This is a genomic window from Croceitalea sp. P059, assembly GCF_031846365.1.
Classification (GTDB): domain Bacteria; phylum Bacteroidota; class Bacteroidia; order Flavobacteriales; family Flavobacteriaceae; genus Croceitalea; species Croceitalea vernalis.
This window is the reverse complement of sequence record NZ_JAVRHW010000004.1, coordinates 107,964-132,538: the sequence shown is the minus strand read 5'-3', so window position 1 is coordinate 132,538 and position 24,575 is coordinate 107,964. Positions and strand designations below refer to the sequence as shown.

Sequence of the window (24,575 nt, the reverse complement as noted above, 5' to 3'; positions counted from 1 at the left end):
TAATTTATTCTGGTATTCTAATTTTATCTCCTAAAAACAAGGCGTTTAAAAATAAACGGTTTGTACCATACCAACTGCCTCTAAAATTTGGATTATCAGCGAAAAGTACAACACGCCCTCTTCCAACTTTACTTACTACCAATGAAGCCGAAGGTTTTAAAAATTCTTCTTTGTTCTTTTTTGTAATGAAGCCATCAATGTGAGGGTTTTGAGTGTATTTGGCAACCGTAGCATATTCATTTTTACTGGGTGCTAACCAAACGGAATTATTTTTATAAACCGGAATTTGAGTATCTCTATACCCAAAGGCTAGGGGGTGAGTCAAATCTAAATCTACTTTAAAAATAGCACCACCAACACTTTCCTTTCCAATATTTTCACCAGCATCAACATAAGGTTTTCTTTCTGCTATTTCTGAACTATCTTTTTTAGCTCCTTCTGTAAGCTTTTCATTTACTAGTTTTTTATTGATTACCCATTTTGAAGCACTTCCTATGGTTATTAAGGTGTTTCCTTTGCTAACCCAAGTTTTAATTTTTTCGCGCTGCTTTTTGTTTAGATTATAGTTACCTGATACCATAACAAGGGTATTGTATTTATCCATATTTGCACGATTGAAATTGCGCATTGGAATTTTAGTGATAGGCATATGAACTCTTGTATCTAGTAAATGCCATACCTCACCTGCTTCATATGAGCGAACACCATCGCCAATGAGCATCATTGCTTTTGGTTTGGTGATAGGAGAAACATACCGGCTACCTAAATCAATCCCTTTATTGCTATAGCCTGAATTTACACTATGTACATCTACTTGAAATTTTTGTTGAGCCTTTTGAACCAGTTTAAAAACATCATCAGAACCTTTCTTTTGAAGACTTACTGGAATAACAAGTGTACCATAGTTAAAAGTAGTCAGACCTTTATTCGTTGTAGTCGTAAAAGGTTTAAATGAAGAAGAAACCACAATTTCGTTTTGCTGTAAGTAGTTTAATGCAGTCGTCGCATTATAATCATCATAATTAATGATATATGCATAGTCCGTTTTCTTAACGGTTGATGTCTTCACTAGATCAGCAGTAGTAGTTATTTTTTCACCTTTATTTAAACTGGTGACGGGCTTGTATTTCATGTTGTAGAAATTAGCCACTGACCAAGCTGAAGCATCATAGTAAACACTGTCACGATATTTAGAATAGGTTTCAAACATAGTTTGCACCATTCGGTATTGAGGTTGGTTAGTTGGTACTACAAATTGATTACCAGATTTGTATACATCAATTTTGTGCAATAAAAGTTTGTCTATAAATGCCTTCTCTCGATTTTTGTCATAATCATCCTTAAAAATATATCCTCGAATTTTACTTCTAGAGGCGTTACCTAAGGCACTTTTAAAGAAATCTTGTTGGTATTTTCTCAGCATTCCTTTGTTCTCGACAGCCGCTCTAACTGTTGTTATACTTGATGTGAATTGATTTCTAATCGTGAAAGGAAAAGTGATTTCACCGAATTTTGTTTTTTGCTTGTGCCCTCGAGAACTTGCTTGTTCGAATAAAAGTCCCAAACCACCTTGTAAATCAGGGTATGAAGACCCGTAACCAGGGTAGGTACCATCAAAAACTTCTTTTGTGAAGTAAAATGATCCGATACTATCTAAAGCACTGGCAAAATAATCACCAAATAGATTGTTCAAATCTTCATAATTTTCTTTTGGCATAATCGGATCTTGCGATGCGTTCACTTTCATTGGTTCAAAAAAGTAAGAGCTCTGACTACCCATTTCATGGAAATCTGTCACTACATTAGGATACCATTCATGGTACCAAGTTAGTTTACCACGACTTTCAGGATTTATACCTAATAGCCAATCTCTGTTCAAATCAAACCAATAGTGGTTTGTTCGCCCTCTCGGCCAATATTCATTATGTTCAGCATCTTGTGGGTCTGCAACCAGAGGACTACCTTGATACATGTTAGCATATTGGGTATGTCTATCGCGCCCATCCGGATTAATAGTTGGGTCAACCATTATTATAGAATTATTCAAATACTTACTTATTTCAGGGCTATCTGAGGCAACAAAAGTATAAGCCGCTAGTAAAGCTGCTTCAGAACTTGAAGGCTCATTACCGTGAACATTATAAGCCAAATTAATAAAGATTGGTACATCATTATAGTTGGAAACAGACTTAGAAGGGTCTGTAAAAGCTAAGTGTTGCTCTTTTATATTATCAAGATTTTGAAGATTTTCAGGTGTGGTAATGGTAAGTATTACCAATTTACGTCCTTCATGTGTTTTGCCATATTCATAGATACTAGCACGTTCAGAAACCTCCGCAAGCTTTGTTAAATAAGCGACAATTAAGTCATGTCTGGTATGATGTTCTCCAATACCATAGCCTAAAAACTGCTCAGGCGAAGGAATTTCGGTATTAAAAGGTTTGTATTTTTCTAAAAAATAATCTTGAGCGGAAAGTGTACCACTAATACATAGTGCTACAAGAAGGAGTTTCTTGAACATTGGGCTGGTAGTCTTTTGAGTTAGTTTTTAAAGATAAAGAACTAGTTCAAAAAATACCACTTAATCAACTGAATTAAAATCATCAATAACTTCTTCAAAAGTTATTTGATAATAAGTTCCAGCACTTTTAGTATCTCTTTGAACACTGCCTCGAAGTTGCCTTGATAAATTATGAATTAACTTAAGACCTAATGATTTAGTGTTTTTAGGATTGATGTCTTCAGGAAATCCAATACCGTTATCTCCAAGATACATTTGATAGGTATTGACTCCCTTTTTAGATAGTTTTACTAATATTTCGCCCTTAACATCTTCTGGAAGACCATATTTAAGTGCATTGGTCACCGTTTCGTTGATAATTAGGCCTAACGGAATTACGGTGTCAATACTTAATTTAAAATCACCAATATCTAGTTTGGTTGTAATATTATTTTCATTGCCTTTTACCGAGCGTAATAAATATTCGCAAAGCTCTTCAACGTAAGGTTTTAATTCAACTTTAGATGTGTAGTCATCACGTTTATAAAGCATTTCATGAACCATAGCCATTGAAACTACACGGTTTTGACTACTTTTAATAATACTGCTGATTTTTTTATCTTCTATAGAACGAGATTGTAAACTCAATAAACTTGAAACCGTCTGTAGGTTATTCTTTACGCGATGGTGTACTTCTTTTAGTAAAGTTTCTTTTTCATGTAGTTTATGTTCTAAGACCTTAGCTGAAGTATTATCATTCTTAATAGATTTTAAGAACAAGGCGGTAGCAATAAATAGTACTCCTAAAAATACTAAAACTACAAGAAAACCTAGTTGATAACCTTTAGTAAATGAGAATATCCCTAAAGCAATAGCCATAAATCCGGCTATATAATTTAAAGTCTCAAACATCCCGCTTTTGCTCTTTGGATGTTGATTTTCGTCGCTAAGGTTTTTCATGTACGTTTTAGGTTATTCAAAGATGACTTAAAAAGTCAAACATAAATACGATTTTGGGGTAAAAATCAAATGTAAATCTAAATATGTTTTATTACATAATCAAAAACGGCGACCAAATTTTGGTCACCGTTTTAACAATTTTAAATTTTCTAGAGTTTATTTAACCTTCAATTAAAACCCATTCTCCTTTTGCGATAAGGGGCTCAGCTTGCTTGTATTTAACAGTTTTGCTTTCACCTGACATCACATTTTTTATCGTTACTCTATCATTTCTACCAATTTTTGGACGCTCTCTAGTTATTGTTTCCGTTTTTTGTGGACGTTGACCTTGTGTTTGGCCCGCAGCTCTGTTTTGAGCTGCTAATTCATCGCTATTAGGAATTTCTTCCTTACTCATTTTAATGTTCTCCTTTGGTCTTTTGACACTTCTAGCCTCTTGAATTTGGTTAGAGTTTTCTGCAGGAAGTTCACCTTTAAATAAAAACGAAATAACCTCTTTATTTACTTTGTCGATCATGCTTTTAAACAACTCAAAAGCTTCAAATTTATAAATGAGTAGCGGGTCTTTTTGTTCGTGAACTGCTAATTGTACGGATTGTTTTAACTCATCCATTTTACGTAAATGAGTTTTCCAAGAATCATCAATAATGGCAAGCGTTATATTTTTTTCAAAATCAGTTACTAGCTGCTTTCCATTACTCTCGTAGGCATTCTTAAGATTAGTTACAACATTTAAAGACTTTACACCATCAGTGAAAGGCACAACAATGCGCTCAAATTTATTCGACTGATCTTCATAAACATTTTTAATAACCGGAAATGCTTGTTTTGCACTTCGCTCCATTTTTTCTTGATAATGGTCATAGGCTACTTTATAAACTTGGTTCGCAATTTCTTGAAATCCAAGTTTATTGAATTCTTCTTCGGCTACCGGTGAAGTAACGGAGAAGTACTTGATTAATTCAAATTCAAAATTTTTGAAGTCATCCGCTGCTTTGTTAGTTTCAGTTATCACTTCGCAAGTATCATAAATCATATTTGCGATATCAACTTTTAGACGTTCACCTTGAATAGCATGACGTCTACGCTTATAAACAACCTCTCGTTGCGCATTCATTACATCATCATATTCTAATAAGCGCTTACGAATGCCAAAGTTGTTTTCTTCAACTTTTTTCTGAGCACGTTCAATTGACTTCGTCATCATGGAATGTTGAATTACTTCGCCTTCTTCAAGGCCCATTCTATCCATCATTTTGGCGACACGGTCCGAACCAAATAAGCGCATCAAATTATCTTCTAAAGAAACATAGAACTGTGAGCTTCCAGGATCACCTTGACGACCAGAACGACCTCGTAGCTGTCTGTCTACTCGCCTTGAATCATGACGTTCCGTTCCGACTATGGCCAAACCACCCGCGGCTTTTACCTCATTAGAAAGTTTAATATCTGTACCACGACCTGCCATATTGGTTGCAATTGTCACAATGCCACCTTGCCCTGCTTCAGCTACTACATCTGCCTCTCTTTTATGGAGTTTGGCATTTAGTACATTATGTGGAATTTTTCGCACGCTTAATAATTTTGATAGTAATTCTGAAATTTCAACTGAAGTCGTACCAATCAAAACTGGGCGTCCAGCTTTTGAAAGTTGTGTTACTTCTTCAATAATTGCATTATACTTTTCTCGTTTTGTTTTATAAATTAAATCGTGCCTGTCATCACGAGCAATTGGTCTGTTGGTAGGAATTTCAACCACATCTAATTTGTAAATTTCCCAGAACTCACCAGCTTCAGTCACTGCAGTACCGGTCATACCTGCTAACTTGTTATACATTCTGAAGTAATTCTGTAATGTTATTGTTGCAAAAGTTTGAGTCAATGCCTCGATCTTAACATTCTCTTTTGCCTCAATAGCTTGGTGTAAACCATCTGAGTATCGACGACCATCCATAATACGACCAGTCTGTTCATCAACAATCATGACCTTATTTTCCATCACAACATACTCCACATCTTTTTCAAATAGGGTATATGCTTTTAGTAATTGACTCATGGTATGAATTCGCTCACTTTTCACAGCAAACTCTTTAAAAAGCTCATCTTTAAGTTCAGCTTCTTTTTCAATCTCAAGATCCTGATTCTCAATTTTTGCTATTTCTCCGCCAATATCAGGCATTACGAAAAAGTCTTTATCTCCGTCCCCAGAGATGTATTCAATCCCTTTATCGGTAAGTTCAATTTGATTATTCTTTTCTTCTATAGTGAATAATAAGTCTTCATCAACTTTTGGCATTTCTCGGTTGTTGTCTTGCATATAGAAGTTCTCTGTCTTCTGTAACAACTGTTTTACCCCTTCTTCACTTAAAAACTTAATGAGAGCTTTGTTTTTCGGGAGTCCTCTATGAACACGTAAAAGTAAAAATCCGCCTTCTTTGGTGTCTCCTTCTTTTATTAATTTTTTAGCTTCGGCCAAAACCCCTGTCAAATGTTGACGTTGTTTTTGAACTATGTTAGATACTTGTGGTTTTAACTCATTAAATTCATGACGGTCTCCTTCCGGTACTGGACCAGAAATGATTAGTGGTGTTCTAGCGTCATCAACTAATACAGAATCTACTTCATCAACAATAGCATAGTGGTGAGGTGGTTGTACCAAATCATCAGGTGTATGTGCCATATTATCACGTAGATAATCAAAACCAAATTCATTGTTTGTACCGTAGGTAATATCGGCGTTATAAGCCTTACGTCTACCTTCTGAATTAGGTTGGTGTTTGTCTACACAGTCAATTGAAAGTCCGTGAAATTGAAATATAGGAGCCATCCAGGCACTATCACGTTTTGCTAAGTAATCATTTACCGTTACCAAATGTGCACCTTTACCGGGAAGCGCGTTTAGATAGAGTGGTAGAGTTGCAACCAAGGTTTTACCCTCACCAGTTTGCATTTCTGCGATTTTACCTTGATGCAATGCGATACCACCAATTAGCTGAACATCATAATGTATCATGTCCCATGTAACCTCTTTTCCTGCGGCGTCCCAAGAGTTCTTCCAGGTAGCTTTATCACCCTCTAATATTACATAGTCAGCCGAACCTGATAAAGAGCGGTCAAATTCTGAAGCTGTTACGGTTAGCGTTTCGTTATGAGCAAAACGTTTTGCGGTTTCTTTTACTACAGCAAAGGCCTCAGGTAGAATATCATTTAAAACATCTTCAGAAATTTTATAAGCTTCTTCGTTAAGTTTATCAATTTCAGAATAGATTTCTTCATTTCTATCAATATCAGAAGAGGTTTCAACTTCTTCTTTTAAAGTTGTAATCTTTCCATTGATTTCTTTACAACTTTCTGCTATTTTGGCTTTGAAATCAAGTGTCTTTTGACGTAACTCATCATGACTTAACGCCTCCATTGCTTGTTCAAAAGATTTTATCTTTTTGACCAAAGGTTGCATTGATTTTACATCTTTCTCCGATTTATCTCCTACAAAGACCTTCAGTACAGAATTTAAAATACTCATGGGTGATTTTTTGTTTTATTCAGCAAAAGCTGTTCCATTGTCAAGTTTGACCATTTATGTCAACTTGGCTGCCAAAATTACACAGAACTCTTTTAAACTCAACGGTATTGGTAGCAAAATTAGCTTTCGATACCATCTTTTTGCCTATGTAGTTGCAGACTACCGTCTAATGCGAGTAATCGGCGTTATTAATCAACAAAAAGAAGTAATAAAAAAAAGCCTCAATAAAATGAGGCTTTCTTTGTTTTAAACTTATTTGTTATTAATATTCATCCTCGTTCCAGAGGTAATCTTCATCCGTTGGATAGTCGGGCCAGATTTCTTCGATTGATTCGTAGATTTCACCACCTTCTTCTTCCATTGACTGCAAGTTCTCTACAACTTCTAACGGAGCTCCAGTTCTAATTGCGTAATCAATCAACTCGTCTTTTGTGGCTGGCCAAGGTGCATCACTTAAATAAGATGCTAGTTCTAATGTCCAATACATAGTAATGGTTTGATTTTAAATTTTTTGCAAAAATAATTTTTAAACCCAATCTGCCAAGCAATTTTCAGATTATTTAAAAAATATTTTCAACTTAATAAATTTGTAACGTTTAATTTGGAAATTTATTAGTCTAGTTTTTCAGGAATCCACTTGACTTCTTCGGCTTGTAAATCTTTTGACAACTTTCGTGCCAATACAAAAAGGTAGTCAGATAATCTATTGATATAAGCGAGCAGATTTTCAGGTACTGGCTCATTCTCATTTAAATAAGAAATCATTCGTTCTGCACGACGACAAACTGTTCTTGCAATATGACAGTATGACACCGTTGTGTGCCCACCTGGAAGAATAAAATGTGTCATTTCAGGCAGCTCTTCATTCATTAAATCCATTTGGTTTTCTAATAAGGATATGTCTTGGTTAAGTATTCTCGGTATTTTTAAACGATTATCCTTTTTTGGTTCTGTGGCTAAAATTGCACCGACTGTAAATAACTTATTTTGAATTATAGTCAGGTTCTGTTTTGAGATACTATCAATTTTCTGGTCACGTATTAAACCCAAAAAAGAATTTAACTCATCCATGGTACCATAACTTTCAATTCTGATATGATGTTTTGATACTCTTTTTCCTGTAAAAAGAGCGGTTGTAGCTTTATCACCTGTTTTAGTATAGATTTTCATTTGTCATGCCTTCTTTTGCCATCCATAAAAGATCTTGATTTGCGCCTTCTGCTGTTGCGTTTGTTCTTAAATAAAACCACAAAGTAAATGAGCGCTAATACGGCTAAAATGTAAAAAACGATATTATTCATTTATAGAGTACTTTAATAACCCAAATTACTTTTTTAAATCCGTATTGTAAAATGTTCTTTAGCTTGTTCTTTTCTTAAAAAGACAAGTCCGCAATAGTACAAGTCAATTGTAACTGTCGCTTTATTCCAATGCACAAAGTTCTTCCAATAAAAATGTTCTTCAGGGCTTCTGTAAATATTATCAAAAAATAGTAGAGTTCCATTATTAATCTCTACGTCTTTCAATAGCTCTGTAGGATTTGTATACTTCGTTGATTTAAAGTACATCAGTTCTATTTTGGATGAATCCCAAATTAAGTTCGAAAATTGAAGCTTTATCTTGGATTTATATTCATCGTTCTCTTGAATCTTAACTTTCTTGAATTTGAAATATTCAAGACTTTTTAAAAGAACATCTAAGCACTTTTTTTTAGACTTTCTTGGTTTTTGGTACAGGCAATTAGTTAAATAATTGTAAACGAAAGGGGAGTGAACATCATGCTGATTAGTCGAATGACGTAGAAAGTTCAAATAAGAAATAAAACGGAAAAACATTAACCCTCAATTATTGAACCTAGTTCAAACCAACGTTCAGTTTTGTTTTCAATTTCACTGTCAAGTTCACCTAGTTTTATAGAAAGTTCATTTATATCATCTCCTGAAAGAGAATCGTCGGTAAATTTATTCTGAACTTCAGCTTTTTGTTCTTCAAGTTTTTGAATTTCTTTTTCTAATTTATTGTATTCTTTCTGTTCTTGATATGAAAGTTTTTTTGACTCATCTTTTTCTTTCCAATTAACTTTTTCAGTCTTTTCGGAGCTTTTATTTTTTGCTTCTCTTTTTTCCAAGGCCATACTATTTTCATAAACCCTGTAATCTGAATAGTTGCCAGGAAAATCTTCTACAATACCATCGCCTTGAAAAACAAAAAGATGATCGACAATTTTATCCATAAAGTAGCGATCATGTGAAACAACTAGTAAACATCCGGGAAAATCTAAGAGAAAACTTTCCAAAACGTTTAGAGTTACAATATCTAGGTCATTAGTAGGTTCGTCTAAAATTAAAAAATTAGGATTTTGAATTAACACGGTACATAAATAAAGGCGTTTTCGTTCACCTCCACTCAATTTTTCAACAAAATCGTACTGTTTTTTACGATCAAATAGAAAACGTTCTAATAGTTGTTGTGCCGATATTTGTCTTCCTTTTTTAAGTGGAATAAAATCGCCAAATTCTCTTATGATGTCGATTACTTTTTGGCCTTCTTTAGGTGTAATTCCTTTTTGAGTGTAATAGCCAAATTTTATAGTGTCACCAATTACAATTTTGCCCCCATCTATAGCTTCTGTCCCGGTAAGAACATTTAAAAAAGTTGACTTGCCAGTACCATTTTTGCCAATGATCCCTATGCGTTCACCTTTTGTGAAACTATAATCAAACTTATCTAGTAAAACTTTCTTTCCATAAGCTTTGGCGACATTGTGAAGCTCTACAATTTTACTGCCTAAACGTTCCATGTTCAATTCTAATTGAACCTCATGTTCTTGTCTTCTTTTGTTTGCCCTTGACTTTATTTCATGAAAATCATCAATACGAGATTTAGACTTGGTCGTTCTTGCTTTGGGTTGGCGTCGCATCCAGTCTAATTCTTTTTTAAATAGAATTTTATTTTTATGTTGCTCAACTGCTTCACGCTCTAATCTGGCCTCCCTTTTCTCTAAATAATACGAATAGTTGCCTTTATAGCTATAGAGTTTATTGTTGTCTAATTCAATAATTTCATTACAAACACGCTCTAAAAAATAACGGTCGTGAGTAACCATAAAGAGTGTGATATTTTCCTTTTTAAAGAACTCTTCGAGCCATTCAATCATTTCTAAATCAAGATGATTAGTAGGCTCATCTAGAATTAGTAAATCAGGTTTGTTAATAAGAGCATTTGCTAAAGCTAAGCGCTTTTTCTGTCCGCCAGATAGTACATTTACCTTTAGGTTAAGTTCGGTTAAATTGAGTTTAAAAAGTATTTGTTTGTATTGCGTTTCAAAATCCCAAGCCTGAAATCTATCCATGTCCTCAAATGCCTTCTGATAAGCTTCTTGGTCATCTGAATTTAAAACAGCCTGCTCATATCTAGAAATGACGTTTAAAACTTCATTACCTGATGCAAATATGGTTTCTTCAATAGTTAGATTCGGATTTAAGTTAGGTTCCTGCTCTAAAAAAGATATTTTGATGCCTTTTCTTGTAGTGATTTGGCCGGTTTCCGTGCTTTCTTTTCCTGAAATAATATTTAAAATAGAAGTTTTGCCGCTTCCGTTCTTGGCAATTAGAGCAATCTTTTGGTCTTTGTTGATTCCGAAGGAAATGTTAGAAAACAAGACTAATTCACCATATGATTTTGAAATATTCTCAACGGTAAGAAGATTCATAAGGTAACTTTTGATTGGTGAAAACTATATCTTTTTTAATAAAAACAGATACCGAATAGCTAAAATTAGAAGTAAAGGAATATTCAAAGGAGACAGTATTTGAATCTTAAATATCCATATTAAAAGTATTACCACCATTAAGCCCAATGCCAACCACAGGTATTTCGTCAACCATGTTGGTTTCTTTTTTGAAACGATATAAAAAGCTACCACTAGATTGGTGGGTAACAGCCATAAAAAATTAAAGTTTAATTGTGTAACAACGTGGTCTGTTGCAAACCACAAAAGCATCAGAATTAAACCTGCAAGTCCTGAAACAAAGAACAGGGTAAAATCTAACCATTTATTTTGGCCATCATGTTTTTTATCTAGGTAAGTAATGGCAATTACAAAGCACAAAACAAACATAAACCAGAAAAGGGGGGAGGTTAAAAAAGTACTTTGGTCTGATTTTTCTGGGTAATCAGAAATAGTTCGTTCACGACTTAATAGAGGTTTGCCATTGTAAGTTGTGTTGTTCAATTGATACATCGCATAGTATGGCAAAAACATATGTTGACGCACTGTTGCCTGTTTGTCAGTGATTCCACCAAATGCTAAATCAATTCCGAAAGTACCCCATTCGTTCGTTTTAATATGTTGATGAACAAGTTGTCTAAAGGTCATTAATTCTTTTAAATGTGAACCATTGAAAACGATAGCGTTTCCAATTTGTTCTTCTAAAATATCGCCGGTAATTGTGGAACAGTTGTTGAATAGGGGATCATATGGATAATCTCTGTTTTCAGGTTTATAGTTTTCTTCAAAAAATTTAAGAAGATGGTTCGCTTGTTCTTGATTTAAGTCAAGTAACTGCTCTTTAATCCATCTTTTTTCAAGCTGATAGTCATAAAGAAAAGCTTCAAAACTTTTTCTGGAAAGCGAATAAATTAATTTGCCTTTGGCAAAATTCAAGTAGAAATTTGGTTTGTTAAAATCAAACGTTCCATAATTGTAGACCACATCAATACCTAATTCAGGATCTTGTACTCTAAAAGCGGTATGACCGAAAGAAGAAAAGAGCTGGTCACCAGCGGAACAAGTTAATACGCTTATTTGAGCTTTTTTAGAAAGAACAGGAATTTTAGCATGAAGCATTTGACATGCCTGTAGCAAAAAAAGAAAAATAAATAAAAGCCTCGTTCTCATAATAATCCAATACAAATATCAGTATAATTAAATTCTAGGGCTATCTAATCGCAATCAAAAAGTTAATTTTTAGTTTATTTTTACAAAAACCAAACTAATGAAGAAGCATATTCCGAATTTCATTACGCTACTCAATCTTTTTTGTGGATGTGTTGCCGTTGTTTTTGCGGTAATGAATCAATTAGAATTTGCTGCAGTTTTCGTTTTTCTAGGTATTTTCTTTGATTTTCTAGATGGATTTGCTGCACGAATTTTGAACGTAAAAAGCGAGATTGGTGTTCAGCTAGACTCATTGGCTGATATGGTAACAAGCGGAGTAGTACCTGGTATAGTTATGTTTCAATTGTTGAATATGGCTCAAAAAGACGGATGGAATCTAGACTTGTTCGGCATGCATAGCCAAGTTGGGTTGTTGCCTTTATCTGGTTTTATTATTACACTAGCCTCAGCTTATAGATTGGCAAAGTTTAATGTTGATGAGAACCAAGTTTCTTCTTTCCTAGGATTGCCAACACCGGCAAATACTTTATTGATTTTATCATTACCATTGATACTGTTTTACCAGAATAATGAAACCTTAAGTGTAGTAATTTTAAATCAATGGTTTTTAATCGGTTTGACAATTTTAAGCGCCTTTTTGTTAAACTCCAGAATAGAATTATTCGCGCTCAAGTTTGAGAATTGGAGTTTTAAAGATAATGGCATTAAATACTTGTTTTTGATTGGTAGCCTAGTACTTTTATTAACTATGAAATTTCTAGCAATTCCTTTTATTGTGGTCGGTTATATATTAGCCTCGATAATTGAAAAACAGTTTCTAGCGAATTAAAAATCCAGTTTCTTTTTTCGAAGTTCAAAGTTTTGACCCAGATATACTTGGCGTACCATTTCGTCTTCAGCTAAATCTTCAGGTATTCCTGCCTTTAAAATGCCACCTTCAAACATAAGATAAGAACGCTCTGTTATCGCCAAGGTTTCTTGAACATTATGATCAGTAATTAATATACCAATATTTTTATTTTTCAATTGAGCCACAATACGTTGAATATCTTCCACAGCTACTGGGTCAACACCCGCAAATGGTTCGTCTAATAAAATAAATTTTGGGTCTGTAGCTAAAGCTCTAGCGATTTCTGTTCTTCGGCGCTCACCACCAGATAGTAAGTCACCTCTGTTCTTACGAATATGTCCTAATCCGAACTCATCAATGAGCGACTCCATTTTCATGTGTTGCTCTTTTTTTGAAAGATTAGTGGTTTGTAGAACGCTCAATATATTTTTTTCGATACTAAGTTTTCTAAAAACCGAAGCTTCTTGTGCTAAATAACCAATTCCGTTCTGTGCTCTTTTGTACATAGGAAAATCAGTGATTTCCATATCATCCAAGAAAATATGACCGCCATTGGGTTTTATAAGTCCTACAATCATATAAAAAGAAGTGGTCTTACCCGCACCATTGGGTCCAAGTAACCCGACAATTTCACCTTGGTTTACCTCAAGAGAAATACCTTTTACTACTTTTCGCCCTCGATAGGCTTTCATTATGTTTTCAGCACGTAACTTCATAAGTGACTAAAACTAAACATAATCCTATTCAGAAGGATATGCTTTGTGATTTTTTTAATGCTTTATATCTTCTAATTCTTCCCAATATTCATAAGCTTTTCTCAGATGAGGAATTACAATAGTGCCTCCAATTAAAGTGGCAACACTCAAGGTTTCCATTACCTCTTCTTTTGACGCACCGCTATCCATTGAGCTTTCAAGATGATATTTAACACAATCATCGCATCGCATAACGGTAGAGGCTACCAAACCCAATAATTCTTTAGTTTTTACATCTAAAGCACCAGGTAAAAAGGCATTGGTGTCAAGGTTAAATATTCGCTTAATAACTTTATTGTTTTCGGCGAGTAATTTGTCGTTCATTTTAACCCGGTAGGTATTGAACTCTTCAACTTTATTTGGCATATTTTGCTTCTCTTTTTGCATCACGTTTGATGACTAATTTTGATATATAAATACTTACTTGGTATAAAATTAGTACAGGTATAGATACTACAATCTGGCTTGCAACATCTGGCGGTGTTATAACTGCAGAAAGTATCAGTACCACAACTAAGGCAATCTTTCTATATTTTTTAAGAATCTCAGGAGTTACCAATCCAACTTTAGTTAAAAAGTAGATGATAATTGGGAGTTCAAACATTATTCCACATGCAATTACGGATGCTCTCACTGTGGCAATGAAAGAATCAATATCTATCTCATTTAAAACCTCTTTACTTACCTGATAAGTACCTAAAAAATTAATGGATAAAGGTGCAACTACATAATAACCAAAAAGCACACCTAAGAAAAATAGGGCAGAGGCAACTAAAATAAATCCTCTAGAATGTTTGCGTTCTTTTTTGTGTAAACCAGGGCTTATAAAACGCCATACTTCCCAAAGAACATATGGAAAAGATACAATGAAGCCTGCCCAAATTGAAGTCCAAATATGAGCGGAGAACTGCCCAGCCATTTTTCTACTTTGAATTGTAAAGGGTAACGAATCGCCGCAAAACTCAGAAGTAATACCAAAAAAAGTGGCTATTTTACAAAAGAATTGATAGGTCGGAAAATTCATTTTTTTTGGACCAAAAATGACTGTGTCAAAAATGAATTCTTTCATCACAAAAGCCGCACATCCAACAATGACAATTGCTATTACCGAACGAATCAAATGCCATCTAAGTTCTTCTAAATGGTCCAAAAAGGACATTTCTTCTTGATTTTTAGTTGCCTCTGCCATTATATAATACCTTCATTTATAAGATTATGAATGTGAATGACGCCCAAATAATCGTTTTCGTCTAAGACCAACAATTGTGAAATGCCTTGTTCTTGCATTATCTCAAGTGCCTTAATTGCTAAAATATTAGGGCTGACATGCTTAGGGTTAGAAGTCATAATATCCTTAGCTGTAAGTCCGCCTATATTCTCATGCTTATTGAGCATGCGTCTAATATCGCCATCTGTAACAATTCCGACCACCTGGTCATTTTCAAGTACAGCTGTTACACCGAGCATCTTTTTTGAAATCTCGACGATGACTTCTTTTACTTTAGAATCAATTAAGACTGCAGGCTTCTGATTGTTTTCTACGATATCAGCAACCCGCAGATATAGTTTTTTACCTAATGCTCCACCAGGATGATATTTGGCGAAATCAGAGCTACTAAAACCTTTTAATTTTAGTAAACAAATAGCCAAGGCGTCACCAATAACAAGTTGCGCTGTGGTACTTGTGGTAGGAGCAAGATTGTTGGGGCAGGCCTCTTTTTTGATATATGTGTTTAAAGTAAAATCTGATTGTTTAGAAAGTATAGAATCCATTGTTCCGGTGATGCCTATTAATTTGTTGCCACCTCTTTTGATTAAAGGAATCAACATTTTAATTTCTTCAGTATTACCGCTCTTTGAAATACAAATAACAACATCGTCTTTTTGAACAGTACCTAAATCACCGTGAATGGCGTCAGCTGCATGCATAAATATGGCTGGAGTACCAGTAGAATTAAAGGTGGCAACAATTTTTGAAGCAATTAGGGCGCTCTTGCCAACACCAGATATAACTACCCTACCTTTTGATTTGAGAATACAGTTAACTGCATTTTCAAAATTACTGTCGAGCAGCGTTACAAGGTTTTTAATTGCATCACTCTCATTTTCGATAGTTTGTTTGGCGATGTCAATAATTGAGTTTACAGGCTTCAAAGTAATATTGATATTTTGAGTTGCATTCCTAAAAGAATGTCTTATCTTTAAGATTACAAAATTAAACAAACGTAATCGTAATTATTGATTATTTGATATAAAAAGGGTGCTATCATAAACACTAACACTGACCCTTTTCTTCAAAGAAAACGTATAGCACCGGTATATTAGTTTTATTAATGGAATACCAAAAATTGGTTCGACTGTAATGGATTTGCATGCTGCATTAAAAAAATACTTTGGGTTTACAAAATTCAAAGGGCTGCAAGAAGATGTCATCACAAACGTATTGGCTGGTAATGACGCTTTTGTTATTATGCCAACAGGTGGTGGTAAATCTCTTTGTTATCAATTGCCGGCTATTATGCAAGAGGGCACTGCGATAGTAGTTTCCCCTTTAATAGCCTTAATGAAAAATCAAGTAGATGCTATTCGTGGCGTCTCATCAGAACATGGCATTGCTCATGTTTTAAATTCTTCTTTAAATAAAACAGAGGTTAAACAGGTGATGGAAGATATTACCAATGGAGTAACAAAATTGTTATATGTAGCACCTGAGTCATTAACTAAGGAAGATTATATTAATTTTTTACAAACCGTAAAGCTTTCTTTTGTTGCTGTTGATGAGGCTCATTGTATTTCTGAATGGGGTCATGATTTTAGACCAGAATACCGGAATTTAAAAAGTATTATTGGTAGACTAGATGATAATATTCCCATTATTGGATTGACCGCTACGGCTACCCCAAAAGTACAAGAAGATATTATCAAGAATTTAGGTATGAGTGATGCCAAGGTTTTCAAAGCATCTTTCAATAGACCTAATCTTTTCTATGAAGTACGTCCTAAGACTATTAATGTTGATGCAGATATCATTCGTTTTGTCAAACAAAACCAAGGAAAATCTGGTATTATATATTGTTTAAGTAGAAAACGAGTTGAAGAACTTGCGCAAGTTCTTCAAGTTAATGGTGTTAGTGCTGTTCCTTATCATGCTGGGTTTGATGCAAAGACTAGATCAAAATATCAAGATATGTTCTTGATGGAAGATGTTGATGTTGTGGTTGCTACTATTGCATTTGGAATGGGTATAGACAAGCCTGATGTACGTTTTGTTGTACATCATGATATTCCTAAAAGTATCGAAAGTTATTACCAAGAAACGGGTCGAGCCGGCCGGGATGGGGGAGAAGGTCATTGTTTAGCCTATTACTCATACAAGGATGTTGAAAAACTTGAAAAGTTTATGTCTGGGAAACCTGTGGCTGAACAAGAAGTTGGTAATGCACTCTTGCAAGAAATTGTAGCCTATGCCGAAACCTCAATGTCTAGAAGAAAATTTATTCTTCATTATTTTGGGGAAGAGTTTGATGCAGTAAAAGGCGAAGGCGCGGAGATGGATGATAATGCAAGAAATCCCAAACCTAAAGAAGAGGCTAAAGAAGATGTCGTTAAACTCTTGAAAGTAGTTAAAGGGACCATGGAAAAGTTCAAAACTAAAGAGATTGTAAAAGCTTTAGTTGGTCAAACCAATGCCTTGATCACCTCACACAAAACAAATGAAAAAGACTTTTTTGGTATTGGTGATGATAAAGAAGAACCATTTTGGATGGCTTTAACTAGACAAGTTCTAGTCGCTGGTCTCTTAAAAAAAGAGATTGAACAATATGGTGTATTACATGTTACAAAAATGGGTCATGCATATTTAGATAGCCCTAAGTCTTTTATGATGACAAAAGATCATGTCTACAGTCCAGAGAATGATGATGCTATAGTCACGGCTGCAAAATCTGCTGGTGGCGTAGCGGATGAAAAATTACTTAGACTACTCAAAGATTTAAGAAAGAAGGAATCTAAAAAGAATGATGTACCGCCATTTGTCGTTTTTCAGGATCCATCTTTAGATGATATGTCTTTGAAGTATCCTATCTCTATGGAAGAGTTATTAAATATTCATGGGGTTGGAGAGGGCAAGGCAAAAAAGTATGGAAAGCCTTTCATAGCCTTGATTAATAGCTATGTAGAAGAACATGATATTGTTCGCCCTGATGATTTAGTAGTTAAAAGTACTGGTGCTAATTCTGCTCTTAAATTATATATAATTCAAAATGTAGATAGAAAGTTGCCTTTAGAAGATATCGCTGCTGCTAAAGGTTTAGAAATACCGCAATTAATTAAAGAAATGGAGCAAATTGTCTTTAGTGGTACCAAGCTTAATTTAGCGTATTGGGTAGATGAACTTTTAGACGAAGATCAACAAGAAGAGATTCATGACTATTTCTTGGAAGCAGAATCAGATTCAATTGATGAAGCAGTTTCTGAGTTTGACGGTGAATATGAAGAAGATGATCTTAGAATTTACCGCTTAAAGTTTATGAGCGAAGTTGCAAATTAAAAAAGGACTGACGTTAAAAGTCAGCCCTTTTTTAGAAATTATTAAATTCTCCATTTGAAGCTATATAGGCAATTATTGCGCCAAAATAAATTATTACAACTACTAAATAAATTAAGGCAATAGCGAGACCTATATATGAAAGTATTCTTCCTGTTTTAACATTACTAAAATCATTATACTGTTCTGGCTGTTCTAAATATAATTTTTCAGCCGATTTTGCTTTTACTAATCCGATAATCGCGAAAACAATTCCGAATGGACCGCAGCACAATACTGTGCCCACTATGGAAATAATTCCCATGGTGAGCACTGTAATTGCTCCTGGTAAAGGTTGTTGATTCATACTAATATTTATTGTTCACCATATTGCTCCATGGCTTGGCCATAAGCTTCTTTAAATTCTTCTATAAATTGACCTAAACCACCCGCATTGAAAATAATATAAATCCATCGTATAATCATAAGCACGCTCAATGCCAAGGCAATTATATTAATAATCTTTGCCGTCTTAATCTGGCTAAAATTATCATATTCTTCTGGCGCTCCTTTGAAAAGCTTTTCAGATTTTAATGCTAATTTTAACCCTATTCCAGAAGAAATAGCTCCTAGAATACCGGTACAGCAGCATAAAAATCCAAAAATTCCGAGTACAATAGAAAGCACGCCATTAGGTAATTTTTTTTGTTCCATAATTAAAATTTGTTAGTGTATTAGTTTTATGAAAAAGTTGATTAATATTAATGCAACACTTGAAATACTTAGTCCCATTATCATTTGCGTAGCATACTTTAAGCCCATGATTTTATTTAATAGTATAACACATGCAAGTGCAAGCAAAGGATAAATTGCGGGGTACATTTTAAAAGCCGCTATAAACTCACCATTAAGTAAAAGAAGAATTGATCTTTGCAAACCGCACCCTGGACAATCAATACCAAACAATTGTTTGCTAAAACATGGTAACATGTAATCTTTGATTGCTAAAAAATAAATAAGAGTAGCATTGATCATTAAATTCTATCTTAATCTAGCCCAAAATACTATTATTTTTGAATACCATTGATAATCAAATATATTTTTTCGCTAAAAACTAAAAAGTATGTCGAAATTTAAAATAGGAGATAAAGTTGAGGTTTTAGATGAAGCTGCCAAAGGAATGGTGATTGCTATACAAACTGATATCATTACTATTGAAGATGAAGATGGTTTTAAATTAGATTTTACACCTAATCAACTACTACTTTTAGAAGGTGCTTTTGAAGTAAGTAATTTTGAAGTTGCAGAAATCAAAACACAGAAAGAAGAAAAAGCACGAAAGAATTTTACGGTTGTTAAACCAAAAGAACGTTCAGCACCTAGAATGGAAGTTGATTTGCATATTCATCAACTAACAGCTTCAACTCGTGGAATGACTAACTTTGAAATGCTTAATCTTCAATTGGATACTGCAAAAAGACAATTAGAATTCGCTATGAAAAAACGAATTCAAAAAGTAGTTTTTATTCATGGTGTTGGTGAAGGTGTTTTAAAAGAAGAATTGAAATATCTTTTTAATCGATATGAAAACATAAAACACTATGATGCTGAATACCAAAAGTATGGTTTAGGAGCAACGGAGGTATATATTTTTCAAAACAGTTAATTCGCTGGCACCGCAGTAGTCACTTCCCCAAACTCATTAATTGTCTGATCAGTAATTCTTTCACCAATACTACTAACTAACGAAATTCCGCTAAGTTCAATAGTATGAGTGAATAAAGTTGAATCGGCATTCATTACTGTATTGATAATGACCATTCCATCTTCGGCTTCAATTTCTTCAATAACTGTTGGAGACACTGGTGGAAAATCATCACAGAAATAGTCATCAGTTACGCTTTCAGAAAAAATACGATACGTAATTTGAGATTGACTTGGTATTAAACTTGAATCCCTTACAGTTTCCGTTCCAATTTCGCCATTATTTAAAACTCCACTCTCTAAAGTCAAAATTAAAGCTTCATCATCATTTATCTTAAATAGCAGATTACTTGAAGTTGCAATAGGGTCATCACAAAAATCAATAACAACACTATCAAAATCTAAAGTTTCGATTTGCAAGTCTCCATCGTCACAAGAAATTAATGTGAGTAGACATCCTAAAAAAAGAGCTCTTTTCATGAATTCAAATTTACATGAATTCCTGTTGAATATCCTATTTGGTCCAACTGAATTTGGAAGAAATTAACTTAATATTACCTATTTTTACCAAATTCTAAAATGATGAAATAGTAATGCAAAAGGTATACTTAGACAACGCCGCAACAACCCAGGTCCGTGATGAGGTAATCACAAAAATGCAACAGGCCTTGGGTGAATTTTATGGCAATCCTTCCTCTACTCATAGTTTTGGACGTTCTGCCAAAACGGCTATTGAAAAAGCAAGAAAGACTATTGCAAAGTATTTGAATGCTCACCCTGCTGAAATAATTTTTACTTCTGGTGGAACCGAAGCTGATAATATGATTTTGCGTTGCGCAGTTCGTGATTTAGGTGTAAAAACAATAATTACTTCAAAGATTGAGCATCATGCAGTTTTGCATACTGCCCAAGAATTGGAAAAAGAATATGGTATAACATTGCTTTTTGTTGATTTAGATGAATCAGGGAACCCTGATATTACCCATCTAAAAAAACTGTTAGGTCATAATGATTCAAAAAAGCTGGTAAGTTTAATGCATGTAAATAATGAGTTGGGTAACATCATTGATGTAAACCTAATTGCTCAATTATGCAAAGATGCTGGGGCGTTGTTTCATTCTGATACAGTGCAGTCTGTTGGTCATTTTAATTGGGATTTGGCAGAAAACCCTATTGATTTTTTAACCGCAGCTGCTCATAAGTTTCATGGTCCAAAGGGAATAGGTTTTGCCTTTGTTAGAAGAAATTCTGGTTTAAAGCCTTTAATTGTAGGTGGTTCTCAAGAACGTGGTTTTAGAGCGGGTACAGAGCCTTTTCATAACATCGTTGGCTTAGAAGAAGCTTTTATAGCTTCTTACGAGAATTTAGAAGTAGAAAAGAAGTTTGTATCAGACCTTAAAAAGTATTTCGTTGAGAAAATTAAAAATGAAATTCCTGAAGTAGAATTCAATGGTCTTTCAGGAGATTTGGATAAAAGCACCTACACTTTGACTAATGTTCGTTTACCATTTGACGCTCAAAAATCATTGATGTTACTTTTTCATTTAGATTTAAAAGGTATAGCTTGTTCTAAAGGGAGTGCTTGCCAGTCAGGTAGTGCAAAAGGATCTCATGTTCTTTCTGAAATCTTAAGTGATGAAGAATTGTCTAAGCCCTCATTGAGGTTCTCATTTTCTAAATACAACACTAAAGAAGAACTTGATTACACGATTCAGGTATTAAAAGAATTTGCTGAAAATTAGATTAACCTCTTTTTTTCTTCCTTTTCTTTTCCTTATCATAGGGAAACTTTTTTGAAGCAAGTTTCATCATTTTATCAATAAGTTCCGAGGTATTTTTGCCGGTCTTTTTGTTGATTTGCTTTTCATACTTCCAAAGAAGTTTACCTGATGTGCCATCACTTATTTTAATACCTATTCTACCGTAATCTGAACTACCATTAAAATAATCTAAAAAGTTGAAGTCTGTAGGAACGCCTTTAGATAATAAAATGTTCAAATCAAGATTTCCACTTATTATTCCATCTACGTTCAAAATTTCTGAAAGCTGTTTAACGGTATAAATATCAATATTCTCGTAGGTAATATTATTTTGTGCTAAAAGAGCGTTTGTGTCATCAATATTTTGAAATTCAACATTGAATTTTTTTCTCTTTTTTCTTTTAGAGAAATAAGTTTCTAAAGCGTCTTGAACGGCATTTCCTTCTCGTTTTGCTAGTTGCTTTAACTCGTCTTTAGAAATTTTTTGCTCAAGCTCTAGTTTTGCTAGAAATGGAATAATTGCTAAAATTTCATGGTCCTCACTCAGTTCATCAAAACGATTGCTTTCATAAATATTTTTTTGGGCATGCATTATCAAGCCACTTAGAACAAAAAGTACGAAAACCAGTTTTTTTAAAATCATATTTAAAACCTTGAACTCAATTTAAGATTTAAGATGCGAGAGGTCAAAAAATTTGGTATTGCAAATTGTTGTTGCGTATCAACATCTCTTACCCATGTATTAGTTATTGAATTTTGATTATTGAATAAATTGAAAATTTCAAAACCAACATTCAACTCTTTAAACTTATGCAGCCAATGACCTTTAGGGTGCTTATTAGTTCTATCTGCAAAAATATATGAAATTCCAAGATCAGCACGTCTGTAATCTCTTAATCTATTCTGAAATTCATAGGGATCTTCATTATTTGGTGAACCTCCTGGCACGCCGGTATTATATACTAGGTTTAGATATAACTTTAAATTAGGGATAGTGGGCATATAATCTTGGAATAAAAGCCCAAATTTTAATCGTTGGTCGGTAGGTCTTGAAATGTAACCTCGATTATCTATGTTTTCTTCCGTTCTTAAATAGCCCAAACTTACCCAAGATTCAGCACCTGGCACAAAAGCACCATTGAGTCTAAAATCAAATCCATAGGCAAAAGCTTTAGCATTGTTATTTGCGCTGTAACGCACACGCACATCTTCGATAGTATAGGTGTTTACATCATTCAACTTTTTGTAATAGGCCTCGCTTACCAGTTTAAAAGGTCTATTCCATAAATTAAAGCTGTATTCATTACCTAAAACAAGATGAATTGATTTCTGAGCTTTTACCTGCGCATTTATATTACCATTTAGGTCTCGTAGTTCTCGATAAAAAGGAGGTTGTTGATAACTGCCAATTGCAAAACGGAAGAACATGTCTTTTTCCCAATCTGGTTTGATGCCAAATTGTACTCTAGGACTAACTAAAAACTGAACATTACTTTCAATATTTTCACCACTTAATCTCCAGTATTGCGCCCTTATACCTAGGTTATAATAAATGTTGTTATTTCCTATTTTTGTTCGGTTATCAAATTGAGTGTAAGCAGATACTCTATTAGTTTTTATAAAATTGGTAGCTCGAACACTTTCAAATGGGATGATATCTTCTTCAAAGGGTTCCTCAGGTTGATTGTTAATGAGATTAGCATTAGGTGGTCGAATAAAGAATCCAGCGGAATCAATAAATTCTGATTCTCGAAGCTGATCTCTAAAATCTTCATGTGCGAATTTAATTCCCCATTCTAATGATTTTGATTCCTTTTTGATAACACCTTTATGGGCAAGATTGAAAATAAGGGCGTCTAGTTGATTTCTTGCCCTATTTTGTTGGGCTCCAATTCCTCTAGAATCAATAACATCACCCAAATTTTCACTTCCTAAATTGGTGTCTACTGACCCTAATTCATAGGTGGCAATGATATCTGAAAACTCTTCTTCAGTTGTATGATATAAAGAACTTATGAATTCTAATTTAGTGACATCATTTAAAAAGTAATCTGCTTTGATGGCCCCTAGGGCCGTTTGATATTTGTTCTTTTCTTGTCCTTCATAAAAAACTAACAAAGCTCTAGGCTCAGCAATAGTTCCAAAATTAGTTTGTCTATTTAATGGTTCATTTTGATAATCATTAACCGAAAGATTACCTAAAAAGTTAATCCTAAACTTACTTGATAGGCGATAAGTCAGATATGTTTGAGCATCAATAAAAGTGGGATTTACATTGGTTTGCGTTTGCTGACTATTGATAAAGAGTGCGTTGTTTCTATAACGTATACCGGTAATGCTTGAAAAGTTATTATTCTTGGATGCCGTTTCGAGGGTTAACCCACCACCTAAAAGGCTAGCTTCTGCTTGCAGTGCGAAAGAGTTCGGAATTTTATAAGTAATGTCAAGTACTGAAGATAATTTGTCTCCGTATTTTGATTGAAAACCACCAGCAGAAAACTCTAAATTTTCAATCATACTGCTATTGATGAAACTAAAACCTTCTTGTTGAGCTGAACGCACTAAAAAAGGACGGTAGACTTCAATACCGTTCACATAAACTAAATTTTCATCAAAATTTCCGCCTCGGACATTATATTGAGTACTAAGTTCATTACTAAATGATACGCCAGGGAGTAATTTAAGAAGATTTTCTGCTCCAGCATTAGCACCAGGAATTCGTCTTATAAGTTCAGGAGAAACGGTTATAACACCCGTGATGCTCTTTTTTCCGGTTGGAGAAACTTCAACCCCGGCTATTTGAATTGCTCCAACTTTCATTACAGGATTAAACTCAAAAGTTTCATTTGTGTTTAGAATTATATCTTCTAAAACAATGTTATTATGACCAATATGCGAGAAAGTGATTGTATTCTTGGTGTCAGCTGTAATTTGCAGTAAATACGTTCCGTCACTTTTTGTAGTAGTTCCTGAGGTTTTAGAACTGATGTTAACATTCTCAAGGGGTAGGTTGTTTTCATCTAAAACGATTCCAGTTATAGAAGCAGTTTGCGAAAACATGGTGAAAACACCAAAGAAAAGCAAGACATAAAACAATG

General features: G+C 34.2%; 23 protein-coding genes. 5 read left to right on the top strand and 18 right to left on the bottom strand.

Annotated features, from left to right (window positions below):
* Positions 1–4: 4 nt before the first annotated feature.
* From RM542_RS13215 to secA, 3 genes are all read right to left on the bottom strand, one after another.
* Positions 5–2,521, bottom strand: a complete 2,517-nt coding sequence (locus RM542_RS13215) for a M14 family zinc carboxypeptidase (protein WP_311386222.1) — start codon at positions 2,519–2,521, stop codon at positions 5–7.
* Between the two features lie 60 nt (positions 2,522–2,581).
* On the bottom strand, positions 2,582–3,460 hold the full coding sequence (locus tag RM542_RS13210) for a sensor histidine kinase (RefSeq protein ID WP_311386221.1): 879 nt from the start codon (positions 3,458–3,460) through the stop codon (positions 2,582–2,584).
* 160 nt (positions 3,461–3,620) lie between these two features.
* The gene (gene secA, locus RM542_RS13205; protein ID WP_311386220.1) at positions 3,621–6,983 is read right to left on the bottom strand and encodes a preprotein translocase subunit SecA; all 3,363 of its coding nucleotides are present in this window, start codon (positions 6,981–6,983) and stop codon (positions 3,621–3,623) included.
* On the opposite strand from secA, the gene RM542_RS13200 reads away from it, so the two are divergent.
* The gene (locus RM542_RS13200) at positions 6,982–7,233 is read left to right on the top strand and encodes a hypothetical protein (RefSeq protein ID WP_311386219.1); all 252 of its coding nucleotides are present in this window, start codon (positions 6,982–6,984) and stop codon (positions 7,231–7,233) included. The two genes, secA and RM542_RS13200, sit on opposite strands and share 2 nt — an antisense overlap.
* A 12-nt stretch (positions 7,234–7,245) precedes the next feature.
* Here the strand turns inward: RM542_RS13200 and RM542_RS13195 are convergent, their stop codons facing one another.
* From RM542_RS13195 to RM542_RS13175, 5 genes are all read right to left on the bottom strand, one after another.
* Positions 7,246–7,470 carry a DUF2795 domain-containing protein gene (locus RM542_RS13195; protein WP_311386218.1) on the bottom strand — a complete coding sequence of 75 codons (225 nt, stop codon included), beginning with the start codon at positions 7,468–7,470 and terminating at the stop codon, positions 7,246–7,248.
* A gap of 125 nt (positions 7,471–7,595) precedes the next feature.
* Complete coding sequence (locus RM542_RS13190; RefSeq protein WP_311386217.1) at positions 7,596–8,153, bottom strand: cob(I)yrinic acid a,c-diamide adenosyltransferase; 558 nt, start codon at positions 8,151–8,153, stop codon at positions 7,596–7,598.
* Positions 8,154–8,317: 164 nt separating this feature from the next.
* Positions 8,318–8,551, bottom strand: coding sequence for a hypothetical protein (locus RM542_RS13185; RefSeq protein WP_311386216.1), 234 nt, complete (start codon positions 8,549–8,551; stop codon positions 8,318–8,320).
* A 266-nt stretch (positions 8,552–8,817) separates the two neighbouring features.
* Positions 8,818–10,695, bottom strand: coding sequence for an ABC-F family ATP-binding cassette domain-containing protein (locus tag RM542_RS13180; RefSeq protein ID WP_311386215.1), 1,878 nt, complete (start codon positions 10,693–10,695; stop codon positions 8,818–8,820).
* Between the two features lie 24 nt (positions 10,696–10,719).
* Positions 10,720–11,832, bottom strand: coding sequence for a DUF4105 domain-containing protein (locus RM542_RS13175; protein WP_311386214.1), 1,113 nt, complete (start codon positions 11,830–11,832; stop codon positions 10,720–10,722).
* Between the two features lie 148 nt (positions 11,833–11,980).
* Between RM542_RS13175 and RM542_RS13170 the strand changes: the two genes are divergently transcribed.
* Positions 11,981–12,712 carry a CDP-alcohol phosphatidyltransferase family protein gene (locus tag RM542_RS13170; protein ID WP_311386213.1) on the top strand — a complete coding sequence of 244 codons (732 nt, stop codon included), beginning with the start codon at positions 11,981–11,983 and terminating at the stop codon, positions 12,710–12,712.
* On the opposite strand, the gene lptB is transcribed toward RM542_RS13170, so the two are convergent.
* Genes lptB through RM542_RS13150 form a run of 4 tightly spaced genes read right to left on the bottom strand, consistent with a single transcriptional unit; the run spans position 12,709 to position 15,642 of the window.
* Entirely contained in the window at positions 12,709–13,449 is a 741-nt protein-coding gene (gene lptB / locus RM542_RS13165) for an LPS export ABC transporter ATP-binding protein (RefSeq protein ID WP_311386212.1), read from the bottom strand. The two genes, RM542_RS13170 and lptB, sit on opposite strands and share 4 nt — an antisense overlap.
* 54 nt (positions 13,450–13,503) lie before the next feature.
* Positions 13,504–13,854 (bottom strand): carboxymuconolactone decarboxylase family protein, encoded by a 351-nt coding sequence (locus RM542_RS13160; RefSeq protein WP_311386211.1) that lies wholly within the window; start codon positions 13,852–13,854, stop codon positions 13,504–13,506.
* Positions 13,844–14,677, bottom strand: coding sequence for a twin-arginine translocase subunit TatC (gene tatC, locus RM542_RS13155; RefSeq protein ID WP_311386210.1), 834 nt, complete (start codon positions 14,675–14,677; stop codon positions 13,844–13,846). Before tatC ends, RM542_RS13160 begins: the two co-directional genes overlap by 11 nt.
* Positions 14,677–15,642 carry a KpsF/GutQ family sugar-phosphate isomerase gene (locus RM542_RS13150; protein WP_311386209.1) on the bottom strand — a complete coding sequence of 322 codons (966 nt, stop codon included), beginning with the start codon at positions 15,640–15,642 and terminating at the stop codon, positions 14,677–14,679. The genes tatC and RM542_RS13150 overlap by 1 nt, the downstream gene beginning before the upstream one ends.
* A 208-nt stretch (positions 15,643–15,850) precedes the next feature.
* Between RM542_RS13150 and RM542_RS13145 the strand changes: the two genes are divergently transcribed.
* Positions 15,851–18,037 carry a RecQ family ATP-dependent DNA helicase gene (locus RM542_RS13145; protein ID WP_311386208.1) on the top strand — a complete coding sequence of 729 codons (2,187 nt, stop codon included), beginning with the start codon at positions 15,851–15,853 and terminating at the stop codon, positions 18,035–18,037.
* Between the two features lie 31 nt (positions 18,038–18,068).
* On the opposite strand, the gene RM542_RS13140 is transcribed toward RM542_RS13145, so the two are convergent.
* From RM542_RS13140 to RM542_RS13130, 3 genes are read right to left on the bottom strand one after another with little or no spacing between them, the layout of a single operon-like run.
* Positions 18,069–18,380 carry a CCC motif membrane protein gene (locus RM542_RS13140; protein ID WP_311386207.1) on the bottom strand — a complete coding sequence of 104 codons (312 nt, stop codon included), beginning with the start codon at positions 18,378–18,380 and terminating at the stop codon, positions 18,069–18,071.
* An 8-nt stretch (positions 18,381–18,388) separates the two neighbouring features.
* Positions 18,389–18,727 carry a CCC motif membrane protein gene (locus RM542_RS13135; RefSeq protein WP_311386206.1) on the bottom strand — a complete coding sequence of 113 codons (339 nt, stop codon included), beginning with the start codon at positions 18,725–18,727 and terminating at the stop codon, positions 18,389–18,391.
* Positions 18,728–18,739: 12 nt separating this feature from the next.
* Complete coding sequence (locus RM542_RS13130; RefSeq protein WP_311386271.1) at positions 18,740–19,003, bottom strand: DUF2752 domain-containing protein; 264 nt, start codon at positions 19,001–19,003, stop codon at positions 18,740–18,742.
* Positions 19,004–19,136: 133 nt separating this feature from the next.
* Between RM542_RS13130 and RM542_RS13125 the strand changes: the two genes are divergently transcribed.
* Complete coding sequence (locus RM542_RS13125; protein ID WP_311386205.1) at positions 19,137–19,679, top strand: Smr/MutS family protein; 543 nt, start codon at positions 19,137–19,139, stop codon at positions 19,677–19,679.
* Here the strand turns inward: RM542_RS13125 and RM542_RS13120 are convergent.
* Positions 19,676–20,197, bottom strand: a complete 522-nt coding sequence (locus tag RM542_RS13120) for a hypothetical protein (RefSeq protein ID WP_311386204.1) — start codon at positions 20,195–20,197, stop codon at positions 19,676–19,678. The two genes, RM542_RS13125 and RM542_RS13120, sit on opposite strands and share 4 nt — an antisense overlap.
* Before the next feature lie 113 nt (positions 20,198–20,310).
* On the opposite strand from RM542_RS13120, the gene RM542_RS13115 reads away from it, so the two are divergent.
* Entirely contained in the window at positions 20,311–21,459 is a 1,149-nt protein-coding gene (locus RM542_RS13115; protein WP_311386203.1) for a cysteine desulfurase family protein, read from the top strand.
* 1 nt (position 21,460) lies between these two features.
* Here the strand turns inward: RM542_RS13115 and RM542_RS13110 are convergent, their stop codons facing one another.
* Positions 21,461–22,120 (bottom strand): hypothetical protein, encoded by a 660-nt coding sequence (locus RM542_RS13110; RefSeq protein WP_311386202.1) that lies wholly within the window; start codon positions 22,118–22,120, stop codon positions 21,461–21,463.
* 2 nt (positions 22,121–22,122) lie between these two features.
* Positions 22,123–24,537: a TonB-dependent receptor plug domain-containing protein gene (locus tag RM542_RS13105; RefSeq protein WP_311386270.1), complete on the bottom strand. Its 2,415-nt coding sequence runs from the start codon at positions 24,535–24,537 to the stop codon at positions 22,123–22,125.
* Positions 24,538–24,575: the final 38 nt, after the last annotated feature.

Excerpts from the sequence above, each read along its gene's own strand:
- RM542_RS13215 (WP_311386222.1), bottom strand. The coding sequence starts at position 2,521 with ATGTTCAAGAAACTCCTTCTTGTAGCACTATGTATTAGTGGTACACTT.
- RM542_RS13210 (WP_311386221.1), bottom strand. The coding sequence starts at position 3,460 with ATGAAAAACCTTAGCGACGAAAATCAACATCCAAAGAGCAAAAGCGGG.
- RM542_RS13200 (WP_311386219.1), top strand. The coding sequence starts at position 6,982 with ATGGGTGATTTTTTGTTTTATTCAGCAAAAGCTGTTCCATTGTCAAGT.
- secA (WP_311386220.1), bottom strand. The coding sequence starts at position 6,983 with ATGAGTATTTTAAATTCTGTACTGAAGGTCTTTGTAGGAGATAAATCG.
- RM542_RS13195 (WP_311386218.1), bottom strand. The coding sequence starts at position 7,470 with ATGTATTGGACATTAGAACTAGCATCTTATTTAAGTGATGCACCTTGG.
- RM542_RS13190 (WP_311386217.1), bottom strand. The coding sequence starts at position 8,153 with ATGAAAATCTATACTAAAACAGGTGATAAAGCTACAACCGCTCTTTTT.
- RM542_RS13185 (WP_311386216.1), bottom strand. The coding sequence starts at position 8,551 with ATGTACTTTAAATCAACGAAGTATACAAATCCTACAGAGCTATTGAAA.
- RM542_RS13180 (WP_311386215.1), bottom strand. The coding sequence starts at position 10,695 with ATGAATCTTCTTACCGTTGAGAATATTTCAAAATCATATGGTGAATTA.
- RM542_RS13175 (WP_311386214.1), bottom strand. The coding sequence starts at position 11,832 with ATGCTTCATGCTAAAATTCCTGTTCTTTCTAAAAAAGCTCAAATAAGC.
- RM542_RS13170 (WP_311386213.1), top strand. The coding sequence starts at position 11,981 with ATGAAGAAGCATATTCCGAATTTCATTACGCTACTCAATCTTTTTTGT.
- lptB (WP_311386212.1), bottom strand. The coding sequence starts at position 13,449 with ATGAAGTTACGTGCTGAAAACATAATGAAAGCCTATCGAGGGCGAAAA.
- RM542_RS13160 (WP_311386211.1), bottom strand. The coding sequence starts at position 13,854 with ATGCCAAATAAAGTTGAAGAGTTCAATACCTACCGGGTTAAAATGAAC.
- tatC (WP_311386210.1), bottom strand. The coding sequence starts at position 14,677 with ATGGCAGAGGCAACTAAAAATCAAGAAGAAATGTCCTTTTTGGACCAT.
- RM542_RS13145 (WP_311386208.1), top strand. The coding sequence starts at position 15,851 with ATGGATTTGCATGCTGCATTAAAAAAATACTTTGGGTTTACAAAATTC.
- RM542_RS13140 (WP_311386207.1), bottom strand. The coding sequence starts at position 18,380 with ATGAATCAACAACCTTTACCAGGAGCAATTACAGTGCTCACCATGGGA.
- RM542_RS13135 (WP_311386206.1), bottom strand. The coding sequence starts at position 18,727 with ATGGAACAAAAAAAATTACCTAATGGCGTGCTTTCTATTGTACTCGGA.
- RM542_RS13130 (WP_311386271.1), bottom strand. The coding sequence starts at position 19,003 with ATGTTACCATGTTTTAGCAAACAATTGTTTGGTATTGATTGTCCAGGG.
- RM542_RS13125 (WP_311386205.1), top strand. The coding sequence starts at position 19,137 with ATGTCGAAATTTAAAATAGGAGATAAAGTTGAGGTTTTAGATGAAGCT.
- RM542_RS13120 (WP_311386204.1), bottom strand. The coding sequence starts at position 20,197 with ATGAAAAGAGCTCTTTTTTTAGGATGTCTACTCACATTAATTTCTTGT.
- RM542_RS13115 (WP_311386203.1), top strand. The coding sequence starts at position 20,311 with ATGCAAAAGGTATACTTAGACAACGCCGCAACAACCCAGGTCCGTGAT.
- RM542_RS13110 (WP_311386202.1), bottom strand. The coding sequence starts at position 22,120 with ATGATTTTAAAAAAACTGGTTTTCGTACTTTTTGTTCTAAGTGGCTTG.
- RM542_RS13105 (WP_311386270.1), bottom strand. The coding sequence starts at position 24,537 with ATGTTTTCGCAAACTGCTTCTATAACTGGAATCGTTTTAGATGAAAAC.